The organism is Micropruina sonneratiae (assembly GCF_025972045.1).
Taxonomy (GTDB): domain Bacteria; phylum Actinomycetota; class Actinomycetes; order Propionibacteriales; family Propionibacteriaceae; genus Micropruina; species Micropruina sonneratiae.
In genome coordinates this window covers 763,321-783,084 of sequence record NZ_JAPDHX010000001.1, presented here as the reverse complement: position 1 = coordinate 783,084, position 19,764 = coordinate 763,321, and the positions used below count along the sequence as shown (strand labels likewise).

The window sequence follows — 19,764 nt, the reverse complement described above, 5'->3', positions numbered from 1 at the left end:
CATGTGACGATCCTGCTGCGGCGGCGTGACGTATCGGTATTCAACCCTCGCCGAAATACTCCAGCGCGTGTGCCAGGTCGGCCGGATAGGGCGAGCTGAACCGCACCTGTTCACCGGTGCCCGGGTGCTCGAAGCCGAGTTCGACGGCGTGCAGCCACTGTCGGTCCAGGCCCAGCCGGGCGGCGAGCACCGGATCGCCGCCGTACAGCGGGTCGCCCACGCACGGGTGGCCGATGGCCTGCATGTGCACCCGGATCTGGTGGGTCCGGCCGGTCTCCAGGTGCACCTCGAGCAGGGTGGCTCCGCGGAACACCTCCAGGGTGTCGTAGTGGGTGACGCTGTGCCGGCCGCCGTCGATGATCGCCATCTTCCAGTCGTGGCCCGGGTGGCGTCCGATCGGGGCGTCGATGGTGCCGACGTGCGGGTCCGGGAAGCCCTGGACCAGCGTGTGGTAGACCTTGTCGACCGTCCGGTCCCGGAAGGCGCGCTTGAGCAGTGTGTAGGCGCGTTCGCTCTTGGCCACCACCATCAGCCCGGAGGTGCCGACGTCGAGCCGCTGCACGACGCCCTGCCGCTCGGCCGCACCCGAGGTGGAGATCCGGAAACCGGCCGCCGCCAGGTGTTCGGTGACCGACGGCCCGTCCCAGCCCAGTGAGGGGTGAGCGGCGACGCCGGCGGGCTTGTCCACCACCACGATGTCGGCGTCGTCGTGCACGATCCGGACCCCGGCGACCTCGCGCGGCGTGACCTGGACCGACCGCCCGCCACTGGGGATCGTCACCTCCAGCAGCTCGCCGCCGCTCACCCTGGTCGACTTGGTGGCCGGCTGCCCGTCGAGCAGGACGTGGCCGGTGCCGATCAACTCCTCGACCCGGCTGCGGGACAGTCCGGTCATCCGGGCGGCCGCGGCGTCGAGGCGCTGCCCGGCCAGGCCGTCCGGCACCAGCAGGACGCTCACGGCTGCGCGGGTGGGGTGTCCCGGCCGGGTCGGTCGACCTTCTCGCCGGCCAGGTTGACCCCGGTGATCATGGTCAGCCAGATGACCGTGACGGCAGCGAAGGTGATCCAGATGTCGGCGACGTTGAAGACCGCGAACCAGGGCACCTGCAGGAAGTCGATCACGTGGCCGTGGAAGGCGCCCGGCTCACGGAACAGCCGGTCGAACAGGTTGCCCGACACCCCCGCCAGCAGCAGGCCGGTGGCGACCGCCCAGCCGCCGTGCTTGACGCGCGGAACCATCCACAGCAGCAGGAAGCCCAGCGCGGCGATGGCCAGGCAGGTCAGCACGACGGTGAAACTCTCCCCCATGCTGAAGGCGGCGCCAGGGTTGCGCACCAGGCGCAGGTAGAGCTGGCCCGGGATGACCGGCACGGAGGTCGAATCGGACAGCGCGGACAGCGCCCACCGTTTGGTCAGCCAGTCGGCCAGGAAACCCAGGACGCCCAGGCCCACCGCCACCGCGGCGTAGCGGCGGCCGGCGCCGGCTACCGCCGTTCCTCCCGCTGCTTGCACGGCATGCACAGCGTCGCCCTCGGGAACACCTGCAGCCGGTCCTTGCCGATCGGCCTGCCGCACGATTCGCACTTTCCATACTCCCCTGCGTCGAACAAGCGCAGGGCCAGTTGCGCCTGCTCAAGCATTTCGCGGGCGTTGGCCGCCAGCGACATCTCCTGGTCCCGCTCGAAGTTCGAGGTCCCCACATCGGCGGAGTCCCGGCCCGCGCCCTCGCTGCCGTCCGAGAACAGATCCTTCAGGCCCGCCTGCGCGATACTGATCGCCCGCTGCAGGCGCGCGATCTCACCGGTCAGCTCGTCGCGCTGCTCCTCGAGTTCCTCCGCCGTCCACGGGTCCTCTCCGTCGGCGACGGGAATGGCTTCCGGCCCCTTGACCATGGGACCCGTCCTGCGAGCCGTTGACATGGGGCGCTCCTTCGGGGTGACGGTACGAGCGGGAACAGTACCACCTGCGCCGACGCCGTCGAAGGCCCTGCCAGGACTCAGTTCTGCTCGTTGAGCAAGGCGTCCAGCCGGGGGGTCGCGGACGCCTGCGCATGCTCCTGGAGAACCTCCGGAGCATCGTCGGGTTCGGCCTTCCCGGACAGCGAGTCCAGGTGCGCCTGCAACTGGCTGGTGAGGCTCTGCCGGTAGCGGTCCTCGAACGATCGGAGCTGCTCGACCTTGCCGCGCAACTCGTCGCGCTCGCCCTCGAGAGCCTTGATCAACTCGGTCCGCCGGCCGTCGATCTCGGCGTGCAGCGCCTCGGCCCTGGCCTGAGCCTCACCGGTCACCGAGTCGGCCGCGGTGCGGGCCTGCGTCTCGATCTCCTCGGCGCGGGTGCGGGCCGACGCGAGCGCCTCGTGGGCCTTGGCGGACGCCTCCTCGACGGCGGCGTCGGCCTTGCCGGAAGCCTCGGCGGTGACCCGGTCGGCCTCGGCCCGGGCGGTGCTGCGCAGCTCCTCGGCCTCGGTCTCGGCCTCGCCGACCAGCCGCTCGGCCTGCTCGGTGGCCATCTGCAGCAGCTTGGTGACGGCGGGTGCGGCGTCCGGGGCGGCGGTGACGACGATGTTCTCGACCTTGCTGGTGCGCTCCTCCTGGGCGGCCCTGGCCGTCTCGAGGTCGGCGGTCAACTGGGCGAGCTTCTCGTCCCGTCCGGCGATCTCGGCCTTGACCTGGTCGAGCTCGTTGCGGGCCGCGTCCAGTTCGGCCTGCAGCTTGGCCACCAGTTCGCCCTGGTCGCCCTCGGACAAGGCCCCGCGCGCGGTCTCGAGTTCACCCTGCACCCCGGCGAGTTCGCGGCCCTTGCCGTCGAGCTCGCCTCGCAGCCGCTCGACCTCGGCGTGCGACTCGTCCAGTTGGCGCCGCAGCGTGTCGAGCTCAGCGGTGTCGGCACCGGAGGTCTCGGCGGCCGCGGTGTCGGCGGCGGGGGCGCTCGGCTCGTCGCCGCCGGCGGTCAGGGCATCCACCTGCTTCTTCAGGCTGTCGTTCTCCTCGCCCAGCTGGGCGAGGGTGACCTCGACCTTGTCGACGAAGTTGTCGACGTCCACCGGCTCGTACCCGTTGCGACGGGCCAGGTGGAACCTGGTCTTGCGGACCTGCTCCAGGGTCAGGGTCATGCTTCACCTCGTGTCGGAACGGATGGATCAACCGCACGCCAGGCTAGCCGTTGCCCGGTGGGCGGCACAAAGCCCCAACGAGGAGGCTCAGAAGAAGATCACCGGGATCAGCCGCTGCAGGAACGACAGTCCGATGAACAGCACCAGGAAGCCGAGATCCCAGCTGGTGGAGCCGATCCGCAGCGGCGGGATCAGCTTGCGCATGAAGCGCAGCGGCGGGTCGGTGAGGGTGTAGACGAACTCGGCGACCACGAGCATGACGCCGCGCGGCTGCCAGTCGCGGACGAACAGGGGCACGAAGGACAGCACGGCACGCACCATCAGGACGGCCAGGTATGCCCACAGCACGTACCACAGGACCAAACCGACGAACTGCACGTGCGCTCCCCCACTCAACTCTGGTTGTAGAACCCCCCGGCGATGCGTTCCTTGTCCTCGGCGGTCACGTTGACGTTGTGCGGCGAGAGCAGGAACACCTTGCTGGTGATGCGTTCAATACTGCCATGCAGTCCGAAGATCAGTCCGGCGGCGAAATCGACCAGTCGCTTGGCGTCCACGTCCTCCATGTCGCTGAGGTTCATGATCACCGGGACGCCGTCGCGGAAGTTCTCACCGATCGTGCGGGCCTCGTTGTAGGTGCGCGGATGCACGGTGATGATCCGGCTGATGTCGGCGGTGCGCGGGGCGGGCGAGGCCGGACGCCGCGACTCCAGCTCGGTCACGGTCGCCGCAGCGGTGGCCGGCACCGGGGTCGCCGGGGTGGCGCGCGGGACGGCGGGCTGCGCCGACGTGGCGCGCTGCCGGTCGTCGGTGGGCACCTCCTGGGTGACGTCTTCGGCGCCCGACTCGTACTGGGCGTAGTCGTTGTCGGAAACCAGCCCGAGCCACACGGCCGCCTTCTTCAGTGCGTCAGCCATCTCAAACCCCTTGTCGTCCTGCCGAGTTGCTGCAACCTAACCCATGGTGGCAGGCGGTCCCCCGGCTAGGTTGGCCGACACGCGCCGTCCAGCCAGATGATCCCGGCCTGCCGCCCGGACGCCGCGGCGTCCCGGCGGTGGGAGTGCAGCGAGCGGTCCTCCAGTGTGCAGCCGCCCACCGTGGCCGCCTCCACGCCCAGCCCGGCCAGCACCGCCCGCGCCCCGGCGGCCAGGTCGAGCGACGGCGTCCCCCAGGAGGTGACCGAGCGCGTGCCGGGCACTGCGGCGTCCACCTCGTCGGCCATCGCCTCTGGCACCTCGTAGCAGCGGCCGCAGATGTGCGGGCCGATCCACCCGGTGATCGTCGCCGCCCCGGCGTCCCGCATGGCCCGCACGGTTGCCTGCAGCACCCCGGCGGCCAGCCCCACCCGGCCGGCGTGCGCGGCCGCGACCACGCCGGCGCCGGCGTCGGCCAGCAGCACCGGCACGCAGTCGGCGACCCGGACCGCCAGCCCGACGCCGGACGCGGTGGTCAGCAGCGCGTCGGCGCTGCGCGTCGCCACCTCGGGAAGGTCGTCGACCCCGCCGACGACCGCCACGTCGGTGCCGTGCACCTGCCGGACCACGGCCAGCGGCACGCCCAGCGCCGCCTCGACGGTGGCGATCCCCGGCGGACGCCCCGCCGCGCCGTGCGCACCGCCCAGGCTGAGCACCGAGCCGTCGGCCGCCACGGCGTCCGAAAACGCGACCCCGACGCCGTCGGCGCCGGGGTCACGCAGGAAGTGGTACATCGTCGGAGGGTGGGCTCACTTCAGGAAGTCGGGCACATCCAGGTCGTCGTCGGGGGCCGGCGCCGCGGGCCGCGGTGCGAACATGGACGGCCGTTCGGCCTGGGTCGGACGCTGCTGCTGGGCCGGCTCGGAGGCCGGTGCGGCCGGCTGCTGCTGAGCGGGCTGGCCCGGCGCCGGATCGGGCCGTCCGGCCGGCGCGGGCCCGGTCGGCCGGGACTGCCGCAGGTCGGGCGCCCGGGTGATCCCGGGCTGGCGCCGCGGCGGCTGGCCGCCGTCGAAGCCGGCGGCGATCACGGTGACCCGGACCTCGTCGCCCAGGGCGTCGTCGATCACCGTGCCGAAGATGATGTTGGCGTCCTCATGGGCCGCCTCCTCGATCAGGTTGGCGGCCGCCGAGACCTCGAACAGGCCCAGGTCGGAGCCACCGGCGATAGAGAGCAGCACGCCGTGCGCGCCCTCGATGCTGGCCTCGAGCAACGGCGAGCTGACCGCCATCTCGGCCGCCGCCCGGGCGCGGTCCTCGCCGCGGGCCGAGCCGATGCCCATCAGCGCCGAACCGGCGTTGCTCATCACGGCCTTCACGTCGGCGAAGTCGAGGTTGATCAAGCCCGGGGTGGTGATCAGGTCGGTGATGCCGGACACGCCCTGCATGAGCACCTGGTCGGCCTGCTTGAAGGCGTCCAGGATCGCCACCTGGTGGTCGGTCATCTCCAGCAGCTTGTCGTTGGGGATGACGATCAGGGTGTCGACCTCTTCGCGCAGGCCCGCGATGCCGTTCTCGGCCTGGGTGGCCCGGCGCTTGCCCTCGAAGCTGAACGGGCGGGTCACCACGCCGATGGTCAGCGCGCCCAGCGAGCGGGCGATGCGGGCCACCACCGGCGCGCCGCCGGTGCCGGTGCCGCCGCCCTCGCCGGCGGTGACGAAGACCATGTCGGCGCCTTTGAGCACCTCTTCGATCTCGTCGGAGTGGTCTTCGGCGGCCTGCCGGCCCTTGTCGGGGTCGGCACCGGCGCCGAGCCCGCGGGTCAGGTCGCGGCCGATGTCGAGCTTGACATCGGCGTCGCTCATCAGCAACGCCTGGGCGTCGGTGTTGACGGCGATGAACTCGACGCCCCGCAGACCCGATTCGATCATCCGGTTGACGGCGTTGACCCCGCCACCGCCGACGCCGACGACCTTGATGACCGCCAGGTAATTCTGGGATGCACTGCCCACGAAGATTCCCACCTCAATAGCGCTTCTGCTGTTGCCGACAACAAGTCTCAAGTTGCGGTGTAGACCACGGGGAAGGCAACTCACTCACGTCGAATGACAGGCTACGCAGCGGCGAACACTCGCGTCCAACGCGGCCACTCCCCTCGGCGCGTCCCTCAAGTACTACTTCAGGGTTGTCCGGGAGCCCTCACCGGGTGGTCGGATGGGACGGCGCCGACACGTCGTAGACACGGGCCTCGGTCTTCATCAGCACCGCCAGCACCTGGGCCTTCAGCTCCGACTGCTCGGCCCCGCCCCAGACCACCGTCGCACCTCCGCTGAGCGTGAGGGTGATGTCGTCGGCGCTCTGCGCGGCGGCCCGCTGGACCTTCGCGCGCAGGGCCGCCGGGAGTGCCCCGGTGACGGTGCCCAGGTCGCGGATCAGCCGCTGGTCGCCGGACGCCACCCGGGCCACCACCAGCCCCTTGGGCGGCTTCGTGGCCGAGTCGAAGACCACGCCCGAAGCGTCGGCCAGCCAGTAGCCGCCCGGGGTCTCGACAGCGATCAGGGCGGTGCGCTCGGTGATCGTGATGCCGACCGTGTTGGGCCACTGCCGGGCCACGCTGACCCGCTCGACCGACGGCAGGCCGGCCACCCGCTCGGCCACGGCGTCCAGGTCGAGGGTGGCCAGCGGGACGCCCGCCGGCACGGCGGCGAGTTCGCGGACCCGGTCGGCCGACACCAGCGTGCTGCCCTGCACCTCGACGGCCTTCACGCCGAGCACGTCGGAGCCCAGCACCAGCCAACCCAGGCCGCCGATCAGCGCAATCACCCCGGCGAACAGCAGCGCCAGCAGCCCACGCCGGCGCCGGCCCTGCCGGCGTCGCAGGTCGATCCGTCCGGTGGCATCACGGACGCCGGTCGCCGTCATCGCGTCACCTCCAGCGCGGCCGGACCGACGGCGGTGACGTCACCGGCGCCGATGGTCAGCGCGAGGTCGCCGGGGCGGAGCAGTCCGGCCAGGACGCGCGGGGCGTCCGCCCTGTCGGCGACGTAGTGCACCGACGCGGCCCCCGCCGCCCGGGCCGCGTCGGCGACCAGGGCGCCGGTCACACCCGGGATCGGGTCCTCGCGGGCGGGATACACGTCGAGCACGATCACCTCGTCGGCGGCGGCCAGGGCGGCGCCGAACTCGACCGCGAAGTCGCGGGTCCGGCTGAACAGGTGCGGCTGGAAGCACGCCACCAGGCGACCCGCCCCGGCCAGCGGCCGGGCCGCGGCCAGCAGAGCCCGCACCTCCGTCGGGTGGTGGGCGTAGTCGTCGTAGAGCCGGGCACCGCCCAGCTCGCCGACGAAGCTGAACCGGCGGTGGGTGCCGTGGAACCGCAGCGCCGCGGCCCGCAGCTGCGCGCCGTCCAGGCCCAGCGCCCGGCCGATCGCGTACGCGGCGGCGGCGTTGTGCAGGTTGTACCGGCCCGGCACGGCCAGTCGCAGCGCGCCGGTGTCGCCGGGCGCGTGCAGGGTTGCCGAGGCGCCGGGCACGTCGACCACCAGGTCGGTGAGCCGCACCTCGGCGTCCGGGGATTCGCCGAAGGTGACCACCCGGCGTCCGTCGCCCTCGGCGTGCCCACGCAGCGCCCGGGTGCCCGGGTCGTCGGCGGACAGCACCACGGTGCGCACCCCCGGTTGCCGCACCAGGGCGGCGAAGCCGTCGAAGTACGCCTCGGCGGTGCCCCAGTTGTCCAGGTGGTCGGCCTCGATGTTGGTGATCGCCACCACCTCGGCGGGGTACTGCAGGAACGAGCCGTCGGACTCGTCCGCCTCGACGACGAACGCCTCCCCCGCGCCCAGGTGCGAGCTGTGCCCGGTGCTCGCCAACGGTGAGCCGATCACGTAGGACGGGTCGGCGCCGACCGCGGTGAGCACCTCGGCGGTCATCCCGGTGGTGGTGGTCTTGCCGTGGGTGCCGCTGATCGCCACCCCGCGCCGGCCCAGCATCAGCGCCCCCAGCGCGGCACTGCGATGCCACACCCGCAGGCCCCGGCGCCGCGCCTCGGCAAGCTCGACGTTGGTCTCGCGAACCGCGGAGGACACCACCACGGTGCCCGCCGTGCCGAGCTGGGCCGGGTCGTGGCCGACGTGCACGGCGATCCCCTCGGCGGCCAGCTGCCGCAGGTTCCCGGAGTCGGCCTGGTCGCTGCCGCTGACGGCGACGCCGCGCGCGACGTACGCGGCGGCGATGCCGCTCATCCCGGCTCCACCCACCGCGATGAAGTGGACGCCGCCCAGGGCGTCCACCTCGACCAGCGGGACGGGCTCGACGAGCGCCATCTCAGGACCGCTCCGCGATCTGCAGCACGCGCGCCGCCAATCGGCCGGCGGCGTCCGGCGGCACCAGAGCCCGGCCCGCGGCCCGCATCGCCGGCAGCCGTTCGGGGTCGTCGAACAGGGCGAGCACCTCGCTGCGCATCCGGTCGGCGCCGAAGTCGGCGTTGTCGACGAGGACGCCGGCCCCGCCGGCGACCAGGAAGGTGGCGTTGCGAGCCTGTTCGCCGTTGCCGTGCGGCAGCGGCACGAAGATCACCGGCAGGCCGACGGTGGCGGTCTCCATCACGGTGCCCGCACCCGAGCGCCCCACCATCGCGTCTGCGGCCGCGTAGGCGTCCTCCATCGCCTCGACGTAACCGACCGGCACGTAGCGGGCGCCGGTGGTGTCGTCGGTGACCACCACGTCGGTTTCGGTGATGTTCTTCGGCCCGAGCACGTGCAGGATCTGGATGCCGGCCGCCAGCAGCGCCGCGCGGGCGCCCAGCGTGGCCGTGTTGATGCTCAACGCACCCTGGGAGCCGCCCGAGACCAGCAGGGTGGGCCGATCGGCGTCGAGGCCGAACCCGGTCCGCGCGGCGGCGCGTCGCCCGTCGACGTCGAGTTCGGCGATGCCGCGGCGCACCGGCAGCCCGAAGTACTCCGCGCCGGCCAGCGGCGTGTCCGGGAACGACACCGCCACCAGCTTCGCGAACCGGGCGGCGACCTTGTTGGCCAGCCCGGGCAGGGCGTTCTGCTCGTGGATGACGACCGGTATGCCCAGGCTGCGCGCCGCCAGGTACACCGGCAGCGACACGTAGCCGCCGAACCCGACGGCGACGTCCGCAGCCTCCTGGCGCAGGATGCGGCGCGCCTGCCGCACCGACTGGACCAGCCGCCAGGGCACGGCCAGCAGTTCCGGGGTGAGCGAACGGGGCAGCGGCACCGGAGGGATGAGTTCCAGCCGGAGCCCGGCGGCCGGGACGACGGTGGTCTCGAGCCCCCGGGCGGTGCCGACCGCCGCCAGGGTGCCGGACGGGTCGGCCTCGGCGATGCGTTCGGCGGTGGCGATCAGGGGGGAAGTGTGCCCGGCGGTGCCGCCACCGGCCAGCACGACGTGAGCCATGGTCCTCCTAGGCGCGGCGGGACTCGACCACGGTCACGGCCTTCCCGCCCTTGCGCTTGCTGCGTTGGGCCAGCCTACGGGCGTCCGGCTCGAGCTTGGCGCAGGCCAGCAGCATGCCGATGGCCGCCAGGTTCGCCATCAGTCCCGATCCGCCGTAGGACAACAACGGCAGGGTGACGCCCAGCACCGGGATCAGCCTCAGCACCACCATGATGTTCACCAGCGCCTGGATCATCAGCCAGGAGGTGATGCCGGCCGACAAGTAGCGGCAGAAGGCGAAGTCGGAGCGCAGTGCGATGCGGAAGCCGGCATAGCCCAGCACCAGGAACAGCGACAGCACGACCACGGTGCCGACCAGCCCGAGTTCCTCACCGACGATCGCCAGCACGTAGTCGGTGTGCGCCTCGGCCAGCGACCCCCACTTCTGCCGGGAGGCGCCCAGACCGAGCCCCCACCAGCCGCCGGAGGCGAGCGCGAAGATGCCGCGCAGCGGCTGCATGTTGACGCCCATGGTGTCGTGGTCGGAGTTGAAGAACCCCGCGATCCGGTCCATCCGGTTGCCCGAGCTGACCACCAGGCCGATCACCGCGACCACCACCGACAGACCGATGCCGGCCAGCAGCTTCCAGGACGCGCCCACGTACCACAGCATCGTCACGACGATGGCGCCCATGATCATGCCGGTGCCCAGGTCGTGCTGCAGCACGACCAGGCCGATCAGCAGTGCCGAGACCGGCACGAACGGCACCAGCAGATGCTTGGGCTGGTCGAGCAACTTCTGCTTGCGGGCCAGCAGGTCGGCGCCCCAGACGATGATCGCCAGCTTCGCCAGCTCGGAGGGCTGGACGCGGAAGAACGACGTGCCGAACTGCACCCAGTTGCGGTTCCCCTTCGCCTCGCCCCAGCCCAGCGGGGTGAAGGTCAGGATCTGCAGCCCCAGGGCGGCCAGCACCAGGACCCAGCCGAGGATCTTCAACGACTTCGGACTGAAGCGGGAGAGCAGCAGCGCCGCGACGCCGCCGACGGCCAGGAAGAACACCTGCCGCTTGACGAAGTAGTAGGCGTCGTCGAACCGGACGCTGCCCAGCACGCTGGAGGCCGACAGGACCATCATCATGCCCAGCGCCAACAGCAGCACCGTCGGCACCAGGACCAGGTAGAAGCTGGCGCGCGGGTGGGCCAGCGCGTCCGCGATCAGGGTGGCCCGGGGACGCCGTGTCGCACCTTTCGTCGCCTGCCTACGATCCAGCGGGGAAGAAAGGATCGCCACGGTGTCTCAGCCCTTCTCCTCGGCTCCGGTGATCTCCCGGGCGGCCCGGGCGAATGCGGCACCCCGGGCGTCGTACCCGGTGAACATGTCCCGGCTGGCGCAACCCGGTGCCAACAGCACCACGTCGCCCGGCCGGGCGTAGGCGTGTGCGGCCGTGACCGCCTGCGCCATCGCTCCAGTGTCGGGGGAATCGATCACCGTCACGGGGATCTGGGGCGCGTGTCGGGCGAGTGCATCGGCGATCACCGCCCGGTCGACACCCAGCAGCACCGCCGCACGGAGCTTGCCGGCGTAGGTCTCGACCAACTCGTCGAAGGTGGTGCCCTTGGCCTGCCCGCCCGCGATCCACACGATCGAGTCGAAGGCGCGCAGCGAGGATGCGGCGGCGTGCGGATTCGTCGCCTTGGAGTCGTCGACCCAACGCACACCGTCACCCTGCGCCACGGTCTGGATCCGGTGGTCACCCAGCTCGAGGTGCCGCAGCCCGTCGCGCACGGCGGTGGCCGGCACCCCGAACGACCGGGCCAGCGCGGCGGCGGCCAACGCGTTCTCGACGTTGTGCGGGGCGTAGGGCCGCACGTCCGACAGCTTCGCCAGCTCGAGTGCCGAATCGCGGCGCTGCGGCACGAACGCCCGGTCGACCAGGAGGTCGTCGACGACACCGAGCTGGCCGACCGCGGGAATGCCGAGGGTGAAGCCGATGGCGCGGGCACCCTCGGTCACCTCGGCGTCCTCGACCATGTGCAGGGTGGCCTCGTCGGCGACGTTGTACACGCAGCTGTGGGTCACCCGCTCGAAGATCAGGGCCTTGTCGCGGGCGTAGGCGGCCATCGCGTCGGGGGCGTCGCTGTCCCACGACGACGGGTCGGCGTACCACTCCAGGTGGTCGGGGTGCAGGTTGAGCACCGCCGCCGAATGCAGGGCCAGCGAGTTGGTGGCGTGCAGCTGGAAGCTGGAGAGTTCGACGGCCAGCACGTCGTAGGCCACCTCGTCCAGCACCGCCTCGACGATCGGACGACCGACGTTGCCGACCGCCGTGGTGGTCAACCCGGCCGAGACCAGCATCGCCTCGAGCATGTTCACCGTGGTCGTCTTGCCGTTGGTGCCGGTGACGGCCAGCCAGGGCACCACCCGGTCGGGTTGCATCATCCGCCAGGCCAGTTCGACCTCACCCCAGATCGGCACCCCGCGGCGACGCGCCTGGGCGAGCAGCGGCGCGGTGGGCCGCCAGCCCGGCGACACCACCAGCAGGTCGGCCTCGGGCGGCAGCGTGGCCGTGACCCCGGCGCCGAGCCGGACGGTGGCGTCCAGTGTCTCCAGGATGGTGGCCTTCTCGCGGTTGGCCGGCGTGTCGGCCTCGTCGAGCACCACGACCCGGGCGCCCAGTTCGAGCAGCCCGTCGGCCGCCGCGTAACCGGACGCCGCCAGCCCGGCCACCACCACCGTGGCCCGGGGCCACGGCGACAGCCGCGTGGCCTCCGGCAGCCAGTCGATCACGGCAACCCCACCGTCCATTCGCCGTAAAAGATGCCAAGCCCGAGCGCAACGCACAGCCCGCAGAAGATCCAGAACCTGATCACGATGGTGATCTCGGCCCAGCCGAGCAGCTCGAAATGGTGCTGCAGCGGGGCCATCTTGAACAGGCGCTTGCCCTTGGTGAGCTTGAACCAGCCGACCTGCAGCACCACCGACAGCGTGATCACCAGGAACAGACCGGCGATGATCAGCATCAGCAGTTCGGTGCGGGTGAAGATGGACAGCGCGGCGAAGCCGCCACCGATGGCCAGCGAACCGGTGTCGCCCATGAAGATCTTGGCCGGGCTGGCGTTCCACCACAGGAAGCCGAAACAGGCCCCCGCCAGGGCCAGCGACACCACCGCGAGATCACTGGGGTCGCGCACCCAGTAGCACTGCGGGCCGGCGGTCGACGACGTCGAACAGGACTGGTTGCTCTGCCACAGGTTCACCACCGCGTAGGCGGCGAACACCATCGTGGCGGCGCCGGTGGCGAGGCCGTCCAGCCCGTCGGCCAGGTTGGCCGCGTTCGACCACGAGGCGATCAGCAGCACCAGCCAGAGCACCGCGAGCCAGATCGGCAACTGCAGCCAGTGGATGTCGCGCAGGAACGAGATGGCGGGGCTGGCCGGGGTCAGACCCTGGGCGTTGGGGAACTGGAAGGCGAGGATGCTGAACGAGACTGCGACCGCGCCCTGCCCGGCCAGCTTCGCCCAGCTGGTCAGGCCGAGCGAGCGCGCCTTGGAGATCTTCGTCCAGTCGTCGGCGAAGCCGACCAGGCCGAGCCCGGCGACCAGGTACAGCACCAGGATCCCGGACGCCGTGGGCGGGGACCAGGTGATCAGGTGGGCCAGCGTGTAGCCGAAGATGACGGCCCCGATGATGACGATGCCGCCCATCGTCGGGGTGCCGCGCTTGGTGTGATGGGCCGTCGGGCCGTCGTCGCGGATGAACTGCCCGTAACCGTTCTTGACCAGTACCTTGATCGCGAAGCGGGTGCCGAACAGGGTCCCCACCAGGGCCAGGCCGCCGCCCAGCAGGATGGTCCTCATCGGCGTTCACCCGCCCCGGCGTCCGGACCCGACGCCAACGCGTCGGCGACCACCTCCAGCGCGAGCCCGCGCGATGCCTTCACCACCACAACATCGGACGCTTCCAGATCGGCCCCCGCCACCGCAACCGCCGCGTCCCGATCGGCGACCACCCGGACGCTGCCGGAGGCCATCCGAACGCCCTCGGCGATCGCCTCGGCGAAGTCGCCGATGGCGACCACGACGAACCCGAGCCCTGCGGCCAGGCGACCCAGCTCGCGGTGCTCGGCCGCCGCGTCCGGCCCGAGTTCGAGCATGTCGCCGAGGACCGCCACCACGCGCCCACCCGGACGCCGCATGCCGGCCACGGTGGTCAGCGCGGCCCGCATCGAATCGGGGTTCGCGTTGTAGCTGTCGTTGACCACCAGGACGCCGTCGGGGCGCGGCATCAGCTGCATCCGCCACTGGGACTGGGCCACCGCACCGGTGAGCGCCCCGGCCACCACCGCGGGTGGCAGGCCGAGGGCCAGCGCGGCGGTCGCGGCGGCCAGCGCGTTGGCGACCTGGTGGGAGCCGGCGCCCTGCAAACTGACCGGCTCGGCCGCCTCGACCGCGCCGGCGCTGCGCAGCACGAACGAGTGCCGCTGCAGCTCGTCGGCGGTGACGGACTCGGCCCACACCCGCAGCTCGCCCGGTCCCGGCCGGCCGGACGCCGCGAAGGTCGCCAGCCGCGCGGTGGTCCGCGGCGCCATGCCCAGCACCAGCGGATCGTCGGCGTTGAGCACCGCCCAGCCTGTTGCCGGCACGGCCTCGACCAGCTCGCCCTTGGCCTGCGCGATGCCCGCCACCGAGCCGAACTCGCCCAGGTGGGCGTGGCCCACGTTGAGCACGACGCCCACGTCGGGCGGCACGATGCCACTCAGCCAGGTGATGTGCCCGCCGCCCCGGGCCCCGAACTCGCTGACCAGGTAACGGGTGCCGGCATCGATCCGCAGCGCCGTCAGCGGCACGCCGATCTCGTTGTTGAACGACCCCTTCGGGCTGACCGTCGGGGCCTGCGCCGCCAGCACCTGGCCGAGCAGGTCCTTGGTGCTGGTCTTGCCCGACGAGCCGGTGATCCCCACGCACTCCAGGCCGGACGCCTTCGCTTCGGCGACCACCCCGCGGGCCAACGCGCTCAGGGCGGCCACGGCGTCCGGCACCAGCAGGTGGGCCAGCGGCGCATCGGTGGCCCGCAGGCACAGCGCCGCCACCGCTCCCCGTTGGGCCGCGGCGGCCAGGTAGTCGTGGCCGTCGACCCGTTCGCCGGGCAACGCCACGAACACCGAGCCGGGCGTGGCCAGCCGCGAATCGACCACCACGTCCGGGCCGGCCGGATCGTCGCTGTCGCCGCCGGTGGCGCCCGCCAGCGCCGCCACCTGCCGGATGGTGTGTTCACGCACCGGTCGCACTCCCCCCAGGATCGAGCCCACGCAGTCTGCGCCACTCCTCGGCGATCACCTGCACGTCCTCGAACGGGCTGATGACGCCGCCCACATCCTGTCCCGTCTCGTGTCCCTTGCCCAGCACCGCCACCCAGGTGTCCGCACCCGCGCGGCCCAGCGCGAGCCCGATCGCGGACCGGCGGTCGCCGCCGTCGAGCACCTCGGCCGAGCCCTGGGCCCGCGCCCCCTCCAGTACGGCGGCCCTGATCGCGGCGGGAGGTTCGGAGCGCGGGTTGTCGTCGGTGACCACCACCACCTCGGCGTTGGCCGCGGCGGCGGCGCCCATCGGCCCCCGTTTGCTCGGGTCCCGGTCGCCGCCCGCGCCGAGCACCGCGATCCGGGGCTGCGGCAGGGCCGCCAGCGCGGCCGCGACCGACTCGGGCGTGTGGGCGAAGTCGACCACGGCGTGCGGCGCGCCCTTCCCCAGCGCGACCGGCTGCATTCGGCCCGGCACCGCGGCGGTGGCGAAGCCGGTGACGGCGCGCTCGACGTCCAGCCCGGCGGCGTGCACCATCGCCGCGGCGAGCAGGGCGTTGGCCGCGTTGAACGAACCGGGCAGGCCGACCGTGAAGCTCAACTCGCCGACCGGGGTGGCGGCACGCACCTCGCTGCCGCTCGCCCGTGAGGTGGACGCCAACAGGCGGAAGTCGGCAGCCGCGTCTCCCACGGTTCCGACGGTCAGCAGCGGGGTGCCCTCGGCGCCGATCAGTCCGGCCAGCCTGCCCCCCCACTCGCCGTCGACGTTGACCACACAGGCGCGGGACCGGCCGTCCAGGAACAGCTCGCTCTTGGCCGCGAAGTAGTCCTCGAGGTCGTGGTGGAAGTCGAGGTGGTCGCGGCCCAGGTTGGTGAAGCCGGCCACGTCGAAGGTGATGCCGCCGACCCGCCGCAGCGCCAGGGCGTGCGAGGACACCTCCATCGCCACGCTGGTGGCGCCGGCGTCCCGCAGCTGCGCGAGCAGTTCCTGCAGGTCGGGGGCCTCGGGGGTGGTGATCGTGCTGCGGTCGCGCTCGATCGGGCGCCCGCCGAGCCGGAACCCGATCGTGCCCAGCGTGCCGACAGTCTCGCCCAGCGCGCCGAGCGCGGCGTCCAGCAGGAAGACGGTGCTGGTCTTGCCGGCGGTGCCGGTCACCCCGAACATCCGCATCGAGGTGGCCGGTTCACCGTTGGCGGCGGCGGCCACCCACGCCAGCGCGGCCCGGGGGTCGTCGACCACGATGACCGGCACGCCGGGGGGCACCAGTTGCCGGCCCTCCTCGTCGGTGAGCACCGCCACGGCACCCCGCGCGAGGGCCTGGCCCGCGAACCGGGCGCCGTGCGTGTGTTGCCCCGGCAGGGCGGCGTACAACTCGCCGGCCCGCACCTGGCGGGAGTCGAGGGCGACCCCCGTGACGCTGATCTCCGCCGCACCGAGGTCGGACAGCCGGACGGTGTGCTCAGCCATGCCTCACCCTACTTCAGCGGGAGCTTGGTGCCCTTGGTGGTCGATGCGGCGACGGCGTAGCGAGGCAGCGCCACCTGCAGCACGTCGTGCATGATCGGCGCGGCGACGGTGGAGCCGGAGGCACCCTTCTTCGGGTTCCACACCACCGCGTACACCAGCACCTGCGGGTCGTCGATCGGCGCGACGCCGACCGTCGACACCACCGACTCGCCGTTGTAGCAACCGCAATCGGCGCTGATCTGCCGTGCGGTGCCGGTCTTGGTGCCGATCCGGTACCCGTCGATGGAGAACGACGCGCTCTTCTGGTTCAGCGCCTGCTGCTCCATCAGCGAGCGGACCTGCTCGGAGGTCTCCTCCGACACGACGCGGTGCGGGGTGGCGTCCTGGCCGGACGGGGTGAACGCCTTGCCGTCCATGGTGGCGATCAGCGAGGGTGCGTGGTAGACGCCGCCGTTGACGATCGCCGAGACCGCGGTGGCGTTCTGCAGCGCGGTGACCGACAGGCTGGTGCCGAAGGCGATGCCGTCGCGGGTGTAGTCGGGCATGGTCACCTTGGGCAGGTAGCCGGTGGCCTCGCCACCGATGCCGACGTTGGTCCGCCGGCCCAGCCCGAACGAGGAGTAGTAGGCGTGCAGCTGCTCCTTGGTCATCTTCCGGGCCAGCACGATGGTGCCCACGTTGGACGACTCGGCGAAGATGCCGCGCGCCCGCAGCGTGATCGTGCCGTGGTTCCACCAGTCGGTGATCTTGTACTGGTCCTGCTTGATGAAGCCGGGGACCTTCACCTTGTCGTCGGGGTCGACGGTGCCCGAGTCGATCAGGGCGGCGAAGGTGAGGATCTTCTGCACCGAGCCGGGTTCGTAGACGTTCATCACGGCCCGGTTGCCCATGTCGTCGAGATTGCCCTTGCCGGGATCGTTGCTGTCGAAGGACGGGGCGTTGGCCATCGCCAGCACCTGACCGGTCTTGACGTCCTGGACGATGACCGCGGCCGCCTGGGCCCCGGTCTCGGCGATCGCCGTGGCCACCCGCTGCTCGGCCATCAACTGCATCGTCGAGTCGATGGTGAGGCTGAAGTCGTGGCCGTTCTGGGCGGGGATCAGCACGTTGTTGCCGAGCGGGATCTTGCCGTTGGGCGAGGAGTCGTAGACCTCCTTGCCGTCGGTGCCCTTGAGCAGCTTCTCCAGGGACAGTTCCAGCCCGCCGGCGGCGTCACCCTCCTCGTTCACCCAGCCGATCAGGTTCGAGGCGAGCGAACCGTTGGGGTAGCGCCGGGTGGGCGCGACGTCGCGCCGCAGCCCGATCAGGCCCTGCGCGGTCATCTCGTTCTGGATCTGGACGAACGTCTCGGCCGGCACCTCCTTGCGGATCACCTGGTGGTAGCTGCCCGCTTTGGTCAGCCGGGGCAGGTAGTCCTCCGGGTTGCCGCCCAGGTACCGCACCAGGATGTCGGCGATCTTCTGCGGCGCAGTGGCGGCGATCTCCTTGTCCCTGGTGGTCATCGACTCGACGTGCATCTTGCCGTTGGTGGTGACCGTCATCGGGTCGGCGATCACGTTCACCGTGGCCTCGGTGTAGGCCAGCACGTCGCCGTAGCGGTCGGTAATGTCGCCGCGCAGGGCCGGCAGGTCGACCGTCTGCTGCATCTGCTCGGCGGCCTCGGTGGCGTAGGTCCGGGCGTCGAGGGCCTGAACCTGCAGCGCGCGTCCGGCGCACAGCGAGAACACCACCGCGATGGCGATCAGCAGCACCCGCATCCGGCGGATCGGCGAAGCCAGCGGCAACCTGGCCCGGCTCAGTCTCGAAAGCCGCCGCGAGCCGTTGGACTTCGCCGTCATCCGCGCTCCCCGTTCTTCTTCTTGTCCTGCTCGGCCTGTTTCTTGGCCGCGTCGGCCTTCGTGCGCGACTCCTCGGCCTTCTTCTTCGCCGCGGCGGCCTTCTTCTTGGCCGCCTCGGCCTTGGCCTTGGCCTCGGCGGCGGCCTCGGCCCTCGCCTCCCTGGCCGCCTTCGCCTTCGCCTTGGCCTCGGCGGCCGCCTTGGCGGCGGCCTTCTCACGGGCCTTGGCGATCTTCTCCAGCTGCTCGGGGGTGCGGTAACGGATGCCGGGCACCTCGTTGCCGGTCATCGTGGTCGGGTCGCCGATCACGGTGCCGGCGGGCAACGACAGGTAGACCGGATAGGGGTTCGGCACCATGCCCAGCTTCGTCGCCTCGATCGCCAGCCGGCTGCTGGAGCGTGCCTCGGTCACCTCCGACTCGAGCGAGGAGACCCGGTAGCCGAGCAGGTCGGCCTGCTTCTGCTGGTCTCGCACCGCGAACGCCTGCTCCTGCAGGGCCGTGTTGAGCAGCAGCAGTCCCAGCATTCCGATCGCGAGCAGCACCCCCAGGCCGAGCACGAAGGGCACCCCGGCGATCCGCCGGTTCACCGGCGGCACCTCACGCAACGACTCTCGCCGTTTGGGCTGCTGCGGCGAGCGCCTGGGGGTCTGGAGTGCTGTCATGCGGCCACCTCGTCGATCCGTTCGCCCGCGCGCAGCCTCGCCGAGGCGGCCCGCGGATTGCTCTGTACTTCGTCGGGGGTGGGACGCTCGGCGCCCCGGGTGAGCAGCACCAGCCGGGCCCGCAGCTGCTCCGGCACCGCCGGCAGCCCGCGGGGGGCGCGGTCGGTGGCTGCGTCGCGCAACGCGTTCTTGACGAGCCGGTCCTCGCCGGAGTGGTACGCCAGGACGGCGAGCCGCCCGCCGCCGGCGAGGGCGTCGATGGCTGCCGGCAGCAGTCCGGCCAGCGCGACCAGTTCGTCGTTGACGGCGATCCGCAGGGCCTGGAAGGTCCGCTTGGCCGGATGGCCGCCGCCGGCGTGCCGGGCGGCGGCCGGCAGGGCGCTCTCGATCACCCGCACCAGCCGGGCCGACCCGCTGAACGGTTCGACGGTCCGTTCGGCGACGATCAGCCGGGCGATCCGGTCGGCGAACCGTTCCTCGCCGAAACGGCGCAGGATCGTGGCCAGCTCGGACGCCGTCGCCGTGTTCAGCAGCTCCGCCGCGGTCAGCAGTTGGGTGTCGTCCATCCGCATGTCCAGCGGGGCGTCGGTGCGGTAGGCGAAGCCGCGGTCGGTGGTGTCGATCTGCATCGAGGACAGGCCGAGGTCGGCCAGGATCGCCTGGACACGGGGCCGGCCGACCTCGGCCAGCACCTCGGGCAACTCGTCGTAGCGGGCCTGGAACAGCGCCACCCGGTCGCCGAAGCGCTCCAGCCGCCGGGCGGCGGCGTCCAGCGCGTGCCGGTCGCGATCGATGCCGATCAGGGTGGCTTGCGGGCAGGCGGTGAGGATCGCCTCGGCATGGCCGCCCAGGCCAAGGGTGCAGTCGACGTAGCCGGCGCCGGGGGCCTGCAGCGGCACGCTCAGCAGCTCGACGATGCGGTCACGCATCACCGGCACGTGCGCTGCGGCCTGCCCGTCCATCTCGACCCCTTCCAGCCCGTCTGGCTGCGTCGCGTGCGTTGTGGTTTCAATCCGTGGGAGCCGCCTGGCACCGGGGAAGGTGCGCCAGGGGGCGGAGCCCCTCGGATTGAAGCC

General features: G+C 71.9%; 18 protein-coding genes and 1 pseudogene. All 19 read right to left on the bottom strand.

From position 1 onward, the window contains the following. Nucleotides 1–40: 40 nt before the first annotated feature. Complete coding sequence (locus OIE40_RS03880; RefSeq protein ID WP_264700247.1) at nucleotides 41–958, bottom strand: RluA family pseudouridine synthase; 918 nt, start codon at nucleotides 956–958, stop codon at nucleotides 41–43. After that, nucleotides 955–1,521: a signal peptidase II gene (locus tag OIE40_RS03875; protein ID WP_264700246.1), complete on the bottom strand. Its 567-nt coding sequence runs from the start codon at nucleotides 1,519–1,521 to the stop codon at nucleotides 955–957. The genes OIE40_RS03880 and OIE40_RS03875 overlap by 4 nt, the downstream gene beginning before the upstream one ends. Beyond that, nucleotides 1,485–1,892 (bottom strand): TraR/DksA family transcriptional regulator, encoded by a 408-nt coding sequence (locus OIE40_RS03870; protein ID WP_264700245.1) that lies wholly within the window; start codon nucleotides 1,890–1,892, stop codon nucleotides 1,485–1,487. The genes OIE40_RS03875 and OIE40_RS03870 overlap by 37 nt, the downstream gene beginning before the upstream one ends. Nucleotides 1,893–1,996: 104 nt before the next feature. After that, nucleotides 1,997–3,112, bottom strand: a complete 1,116-nt coding sequence (locus OIE40_RS03865; protein WP_264700244.1) for a DivIVA domain-containing protein — start codon at nucleotides 3,110–3,112, stop codon at nucleotides 1,997–1,999. Nucleotides 3,113–3,199: 87 nt separating this feature from the next. Further along, complete coding sequence (locus OIE40_RS03860; RefSeq protein WP_264700243.1) at nucleotides 3,200–3,490, bottom strand: YggT family protein; 291 nt, start codon at nucleotides 3,488–3,490, stop codon at nucleotides 3,200–3,202. A gap of 14 nt (nucleotides 3,491–3,504) precedes the next feature. Continuing rightward, nucleotides 3,505–4,029: a cell division protein SepF gene (locus OIE40_RS03855; RefSeq protein WP_264700242.1), complete on the bottom strand. Its 525-nt coding sequence runs from the start codon at nucleotides 4,027–4,029 to the stop codon at nucleotides 3,505–3,507. Between the two features lie 65 nt (nucleotides 4,030–4,094). Next, nucleotides 4,095–4,820 carry a purine nucleoside phosphorylase YfiH/LACC1 family protein gene (locus tag OIE40_RS03850; protein WP_264700241.1) on the bottom strand — a complete coding sequence of 242 codons (726 nt, stop codon included), beginning with the start codon at nucleotides 4,818–4,820 and terminating at the stop codon, nucleotides 4,095–4,097. 233 nt (nucleotides 4,821–5,053) lie between these two features. Further along, nucleotides 5,054–6,035, bottom strand: a pseudogene (gene ftsZ, locus OIE40_RS03845) (cell division protein FtsZ); the annotation flags it as partial. A 187-nt stretch (nucleotides 6,036–6,222) separates the two neighbouring features. Beyond that, on the bottom strand, nucleotides 6,223–6,945 hold the full coding sequence (locus OIE40_RS03840; RefSeq protein WP_264700238.1) for a cell division protein FtsQ/DivIB: 723 nt from the start codon (nucleotides 6,943–6,945) through the stop codon (nucleotides 6,223–6,225). Further along, nucleotides 6,942–8,345 (bottom strand): UDP-N-acetylmuramate--L-alanine ligase, encoded by a 1,404-nt coding sequence (gene murC, locus OIE40_RS03835; protein WP_264700237.1) that lies wholly within the window; start codon nucleotides 8,343–8,345, stop codon nucleotides 6,942–6,944. The genes OIE40_RS03840 and murC overlap by 4 nt, the downstream gene beginning before the upstream one ends. Before the next feature lies 1 nt (nucleotide 8,346). Beyond that, the gene (gene murG / locus OIE40_RS03830) at nucleotides 8,347–9,444 is read right to left on the bottom strand and encodes an undecaprenyldiphospho-muramoylpentapeptide beta-N-acetylglucosaminyltransferase (RefSeq protein WP_264700235.1); all 1,098 of its coding nucleotides are present in this window, start codon (nucleotides 9,442–9,444) and stop codon (nucleotides 8,347–8,349) included. Between the two features lie 7 nt (nucleotides 9,445–9,451). Next, on the bottom strand, nucleotides 9,452–10,714 hold the full coding sequence (gene ftsW, locus OIE40_RS03825; RefSeq protein WP_264700233.1) for a putative lipid II flippase FtsW: 1,263 nt from the start codon (nucleotides 10,712–10,714) through the stop codon (nucleotides 9,452–9,454). A 6-nt stretch (nucleotides 10,715–10,720) separates the two neighbouring features. Then, nucleotides 10,721–12,229: a UDP-N-acetylmuramoyl-L-alanine--D-glutamate ligase gene (murD, locus tag OIE40_RS03820; RefSeq protein ID WP_264700231.1), complete on the bottom strand. Its 1,509-nt coding sequence runs from the start codon at nucleotides 12,227–12,229 to the stop codon at nucleotides 10,721–10,723. Next, a complete protein-coding gene (gene mraY / locus OIE40_RS03815; protein ID WP_264700229.1) occupies nucleotides 12,208–13,281 on the bottom strand; it encodes a phospho-N-acetylmuramoyl-pentapeptide-transferase in 1,074 nt (357 codons plus the stop codon). Before mraY ends, murD begins: the two co-directional genes overlap by 22 nt. After that, complete coding sequence (locus OIE40_RS03810) at nucleotides 13,278–14,702, bottom strand: UDP-N-acetylmuramoyl-tripeptide--D-alanyl-D-alanine ligase (protein ID WP_264700228.1); 1,425 nt, start codon at nucleotides 14,700–14,702, stop codon at nucleotides 13,278–13,280. The genes mraY and OIE40_RS03810 overlap by 4 nt, the downstream gene beginning before the upstream one ends. Beyond that, nucleotides 14,695–16,188: a UDP-N-acetylmuramoyl-L-alanyl-D-glutamate--2,6-diaminopimelate ligase gene (locus OIE40_RS03805; protein WP_264700227.1), complete on the bottom strand. Its 1,494-nt coding sequence runs from the start codon at nucleotides 16,186–16,188 to the stop codon at nucleotides 14,695–14,697. The genes OIE40_RS03810 and OIE40_RS03805 overlap by 8 nt, the downstream gene beginning before the upstream one ends. An 8-nt stretch (nucleotides 16,189–16,196) precedes the next feature. Then, complete coding sequence (locus tag OIE40_RS03800) at nucleotides 16,197–18,026, bottom strand: peptidoglycan D,D-transpeptidase FtsI family protein (RefSeq protein ID WP_264700226.1); 1,830 nt, start codon at nucleotides 18,024–18,026, stop codon at nucleotides 16,197–16,199. Further along, nucleotides 18,023–18,688 (bottom strand): cell division protein FtsL, encoded by a 666-nt coding sequence (ftsL, locus tag OIE40_RS03795; RefSeq protein ID WP_264700224.1) that lies wholly within the window; start codon nucleotides 18,686–18,688, stop codon nucleotides 18,023–18,025. The genes OIE40_RS03800 and ftsL overlap by 4 nt, the downstream gene beginning before the upstream one ends. Then, nucleotides 18,685–19,650 carry a 16S rRNA (cytosine(1402)-N(4))-methyltransferase RsmH gene (gene rsmH / locus OIE40_RS03790; protein WP_264700222.1) on the bottom strand — a complete coding sequence of 322 codons (966 nt, stop codon included), beginning with the start codon at nucleotides 19,648–19,650 and terminating at the stop codon, nucleotides 18,685–18,687. The genes ftsL and rsmH overlap by 4 nt, the downstream gene beginning before the upstream one ends. Between the last annotated feature and the right edge of the window lie 114 nt (nucleotides 19,651–19,764).

Bases quoted from the DNA above. Each gene is read 5' to 3' on its own strand.
- ftsL (WP_264700224.1), bottom strand. From the start codon at position 18,688: ATGACAGCACTCCAGACCCCCAGGCGCTCGCCGCAGCAGCCCAAACGG.
- murC (WP_264700237.1), bottom strand. From the start codon at position 8,345: ATGGCGCTCGTCGAGCCCGTCCCGCTGGTCGAGGTGGACGCCCTGGGC.
- murD (WP_264700231.1), bottom strand. From the start codon at position 12,229: ATGGACGGTGGGGTTGCCGTGATCGACTGGCTGCCGGAGGCCACGCGG.
- OIE40_RS03855 (WP_264700242.1), bottom strand. From the start codon at position 4,029: ATGGCTGACGCACTGAAGAAGGCGGCCGTGTGGCTCGGGCTGGTTTCC.
- OIE40_RS03850 (WP_264700241.1), bottom strand. From the start codon at position 4,820: ATGTACCACTTCCTGCGTGACCCCGGCGCCGACGGCGTCGGGGTCGCG.
- OIE40_RS03865 (WP_264700244.1), bottom strand. From the start codon at position 3,112: ATGACCCTGACCCTGGAGCAGGTCCGCAAGACCAGGTTCCACCTGGCC.
- OIE40_RS03870 (WP_264700245.1), bottom strand. From the start codon at position 1,892: ATGGTCAAGGGGCCGGAAGCCATTCCCGTCGCCGACGGAGAGGACCCG.
- murG (WP_264700235.1), bottom strand. From the start codon at position 9,444: ATGGCTCACGTCGTGCTGGCCGGTGGCGGCACCGCCGGGCACACTTCC.
- OIE40_RS03800 (WP_264700226.1), bottom strand. From the start codon at position 18,026: ATGACGGCGAAGTCCAACGGCTCGCGGCGGCTTTCGAGACTGAGCCGG.
- OIE40_RS03805 (WP_264700227.1), bottom strand. From the start codon at position 16,188: ATGGCTGAGCACACCGTCCGGCTGTCCGACCTCGGTGCGGCGGAGATC.
- rsmH (WP_264700222.1), bottom strand. From the start codon at position 19,650: ATGGACGGGCAGGCCGCAGCGCACGTGCCGGTGATGCGTGACCGCATC.
- mraY (WP_264700229.1), bottom strand. From the start codon at position 13,281: ATGAGGACCATCCTGCTGGGCGGCGGCCTGGCCCTGGTGGGGACCCTG.
- OIE40_RS03840 (WP_264700238.1), bottom strand. From the start codon at position 6,945: ATGACGGCGACCGGCGTCCGTGATGCCACCGGACGGATCGACCTGCGA.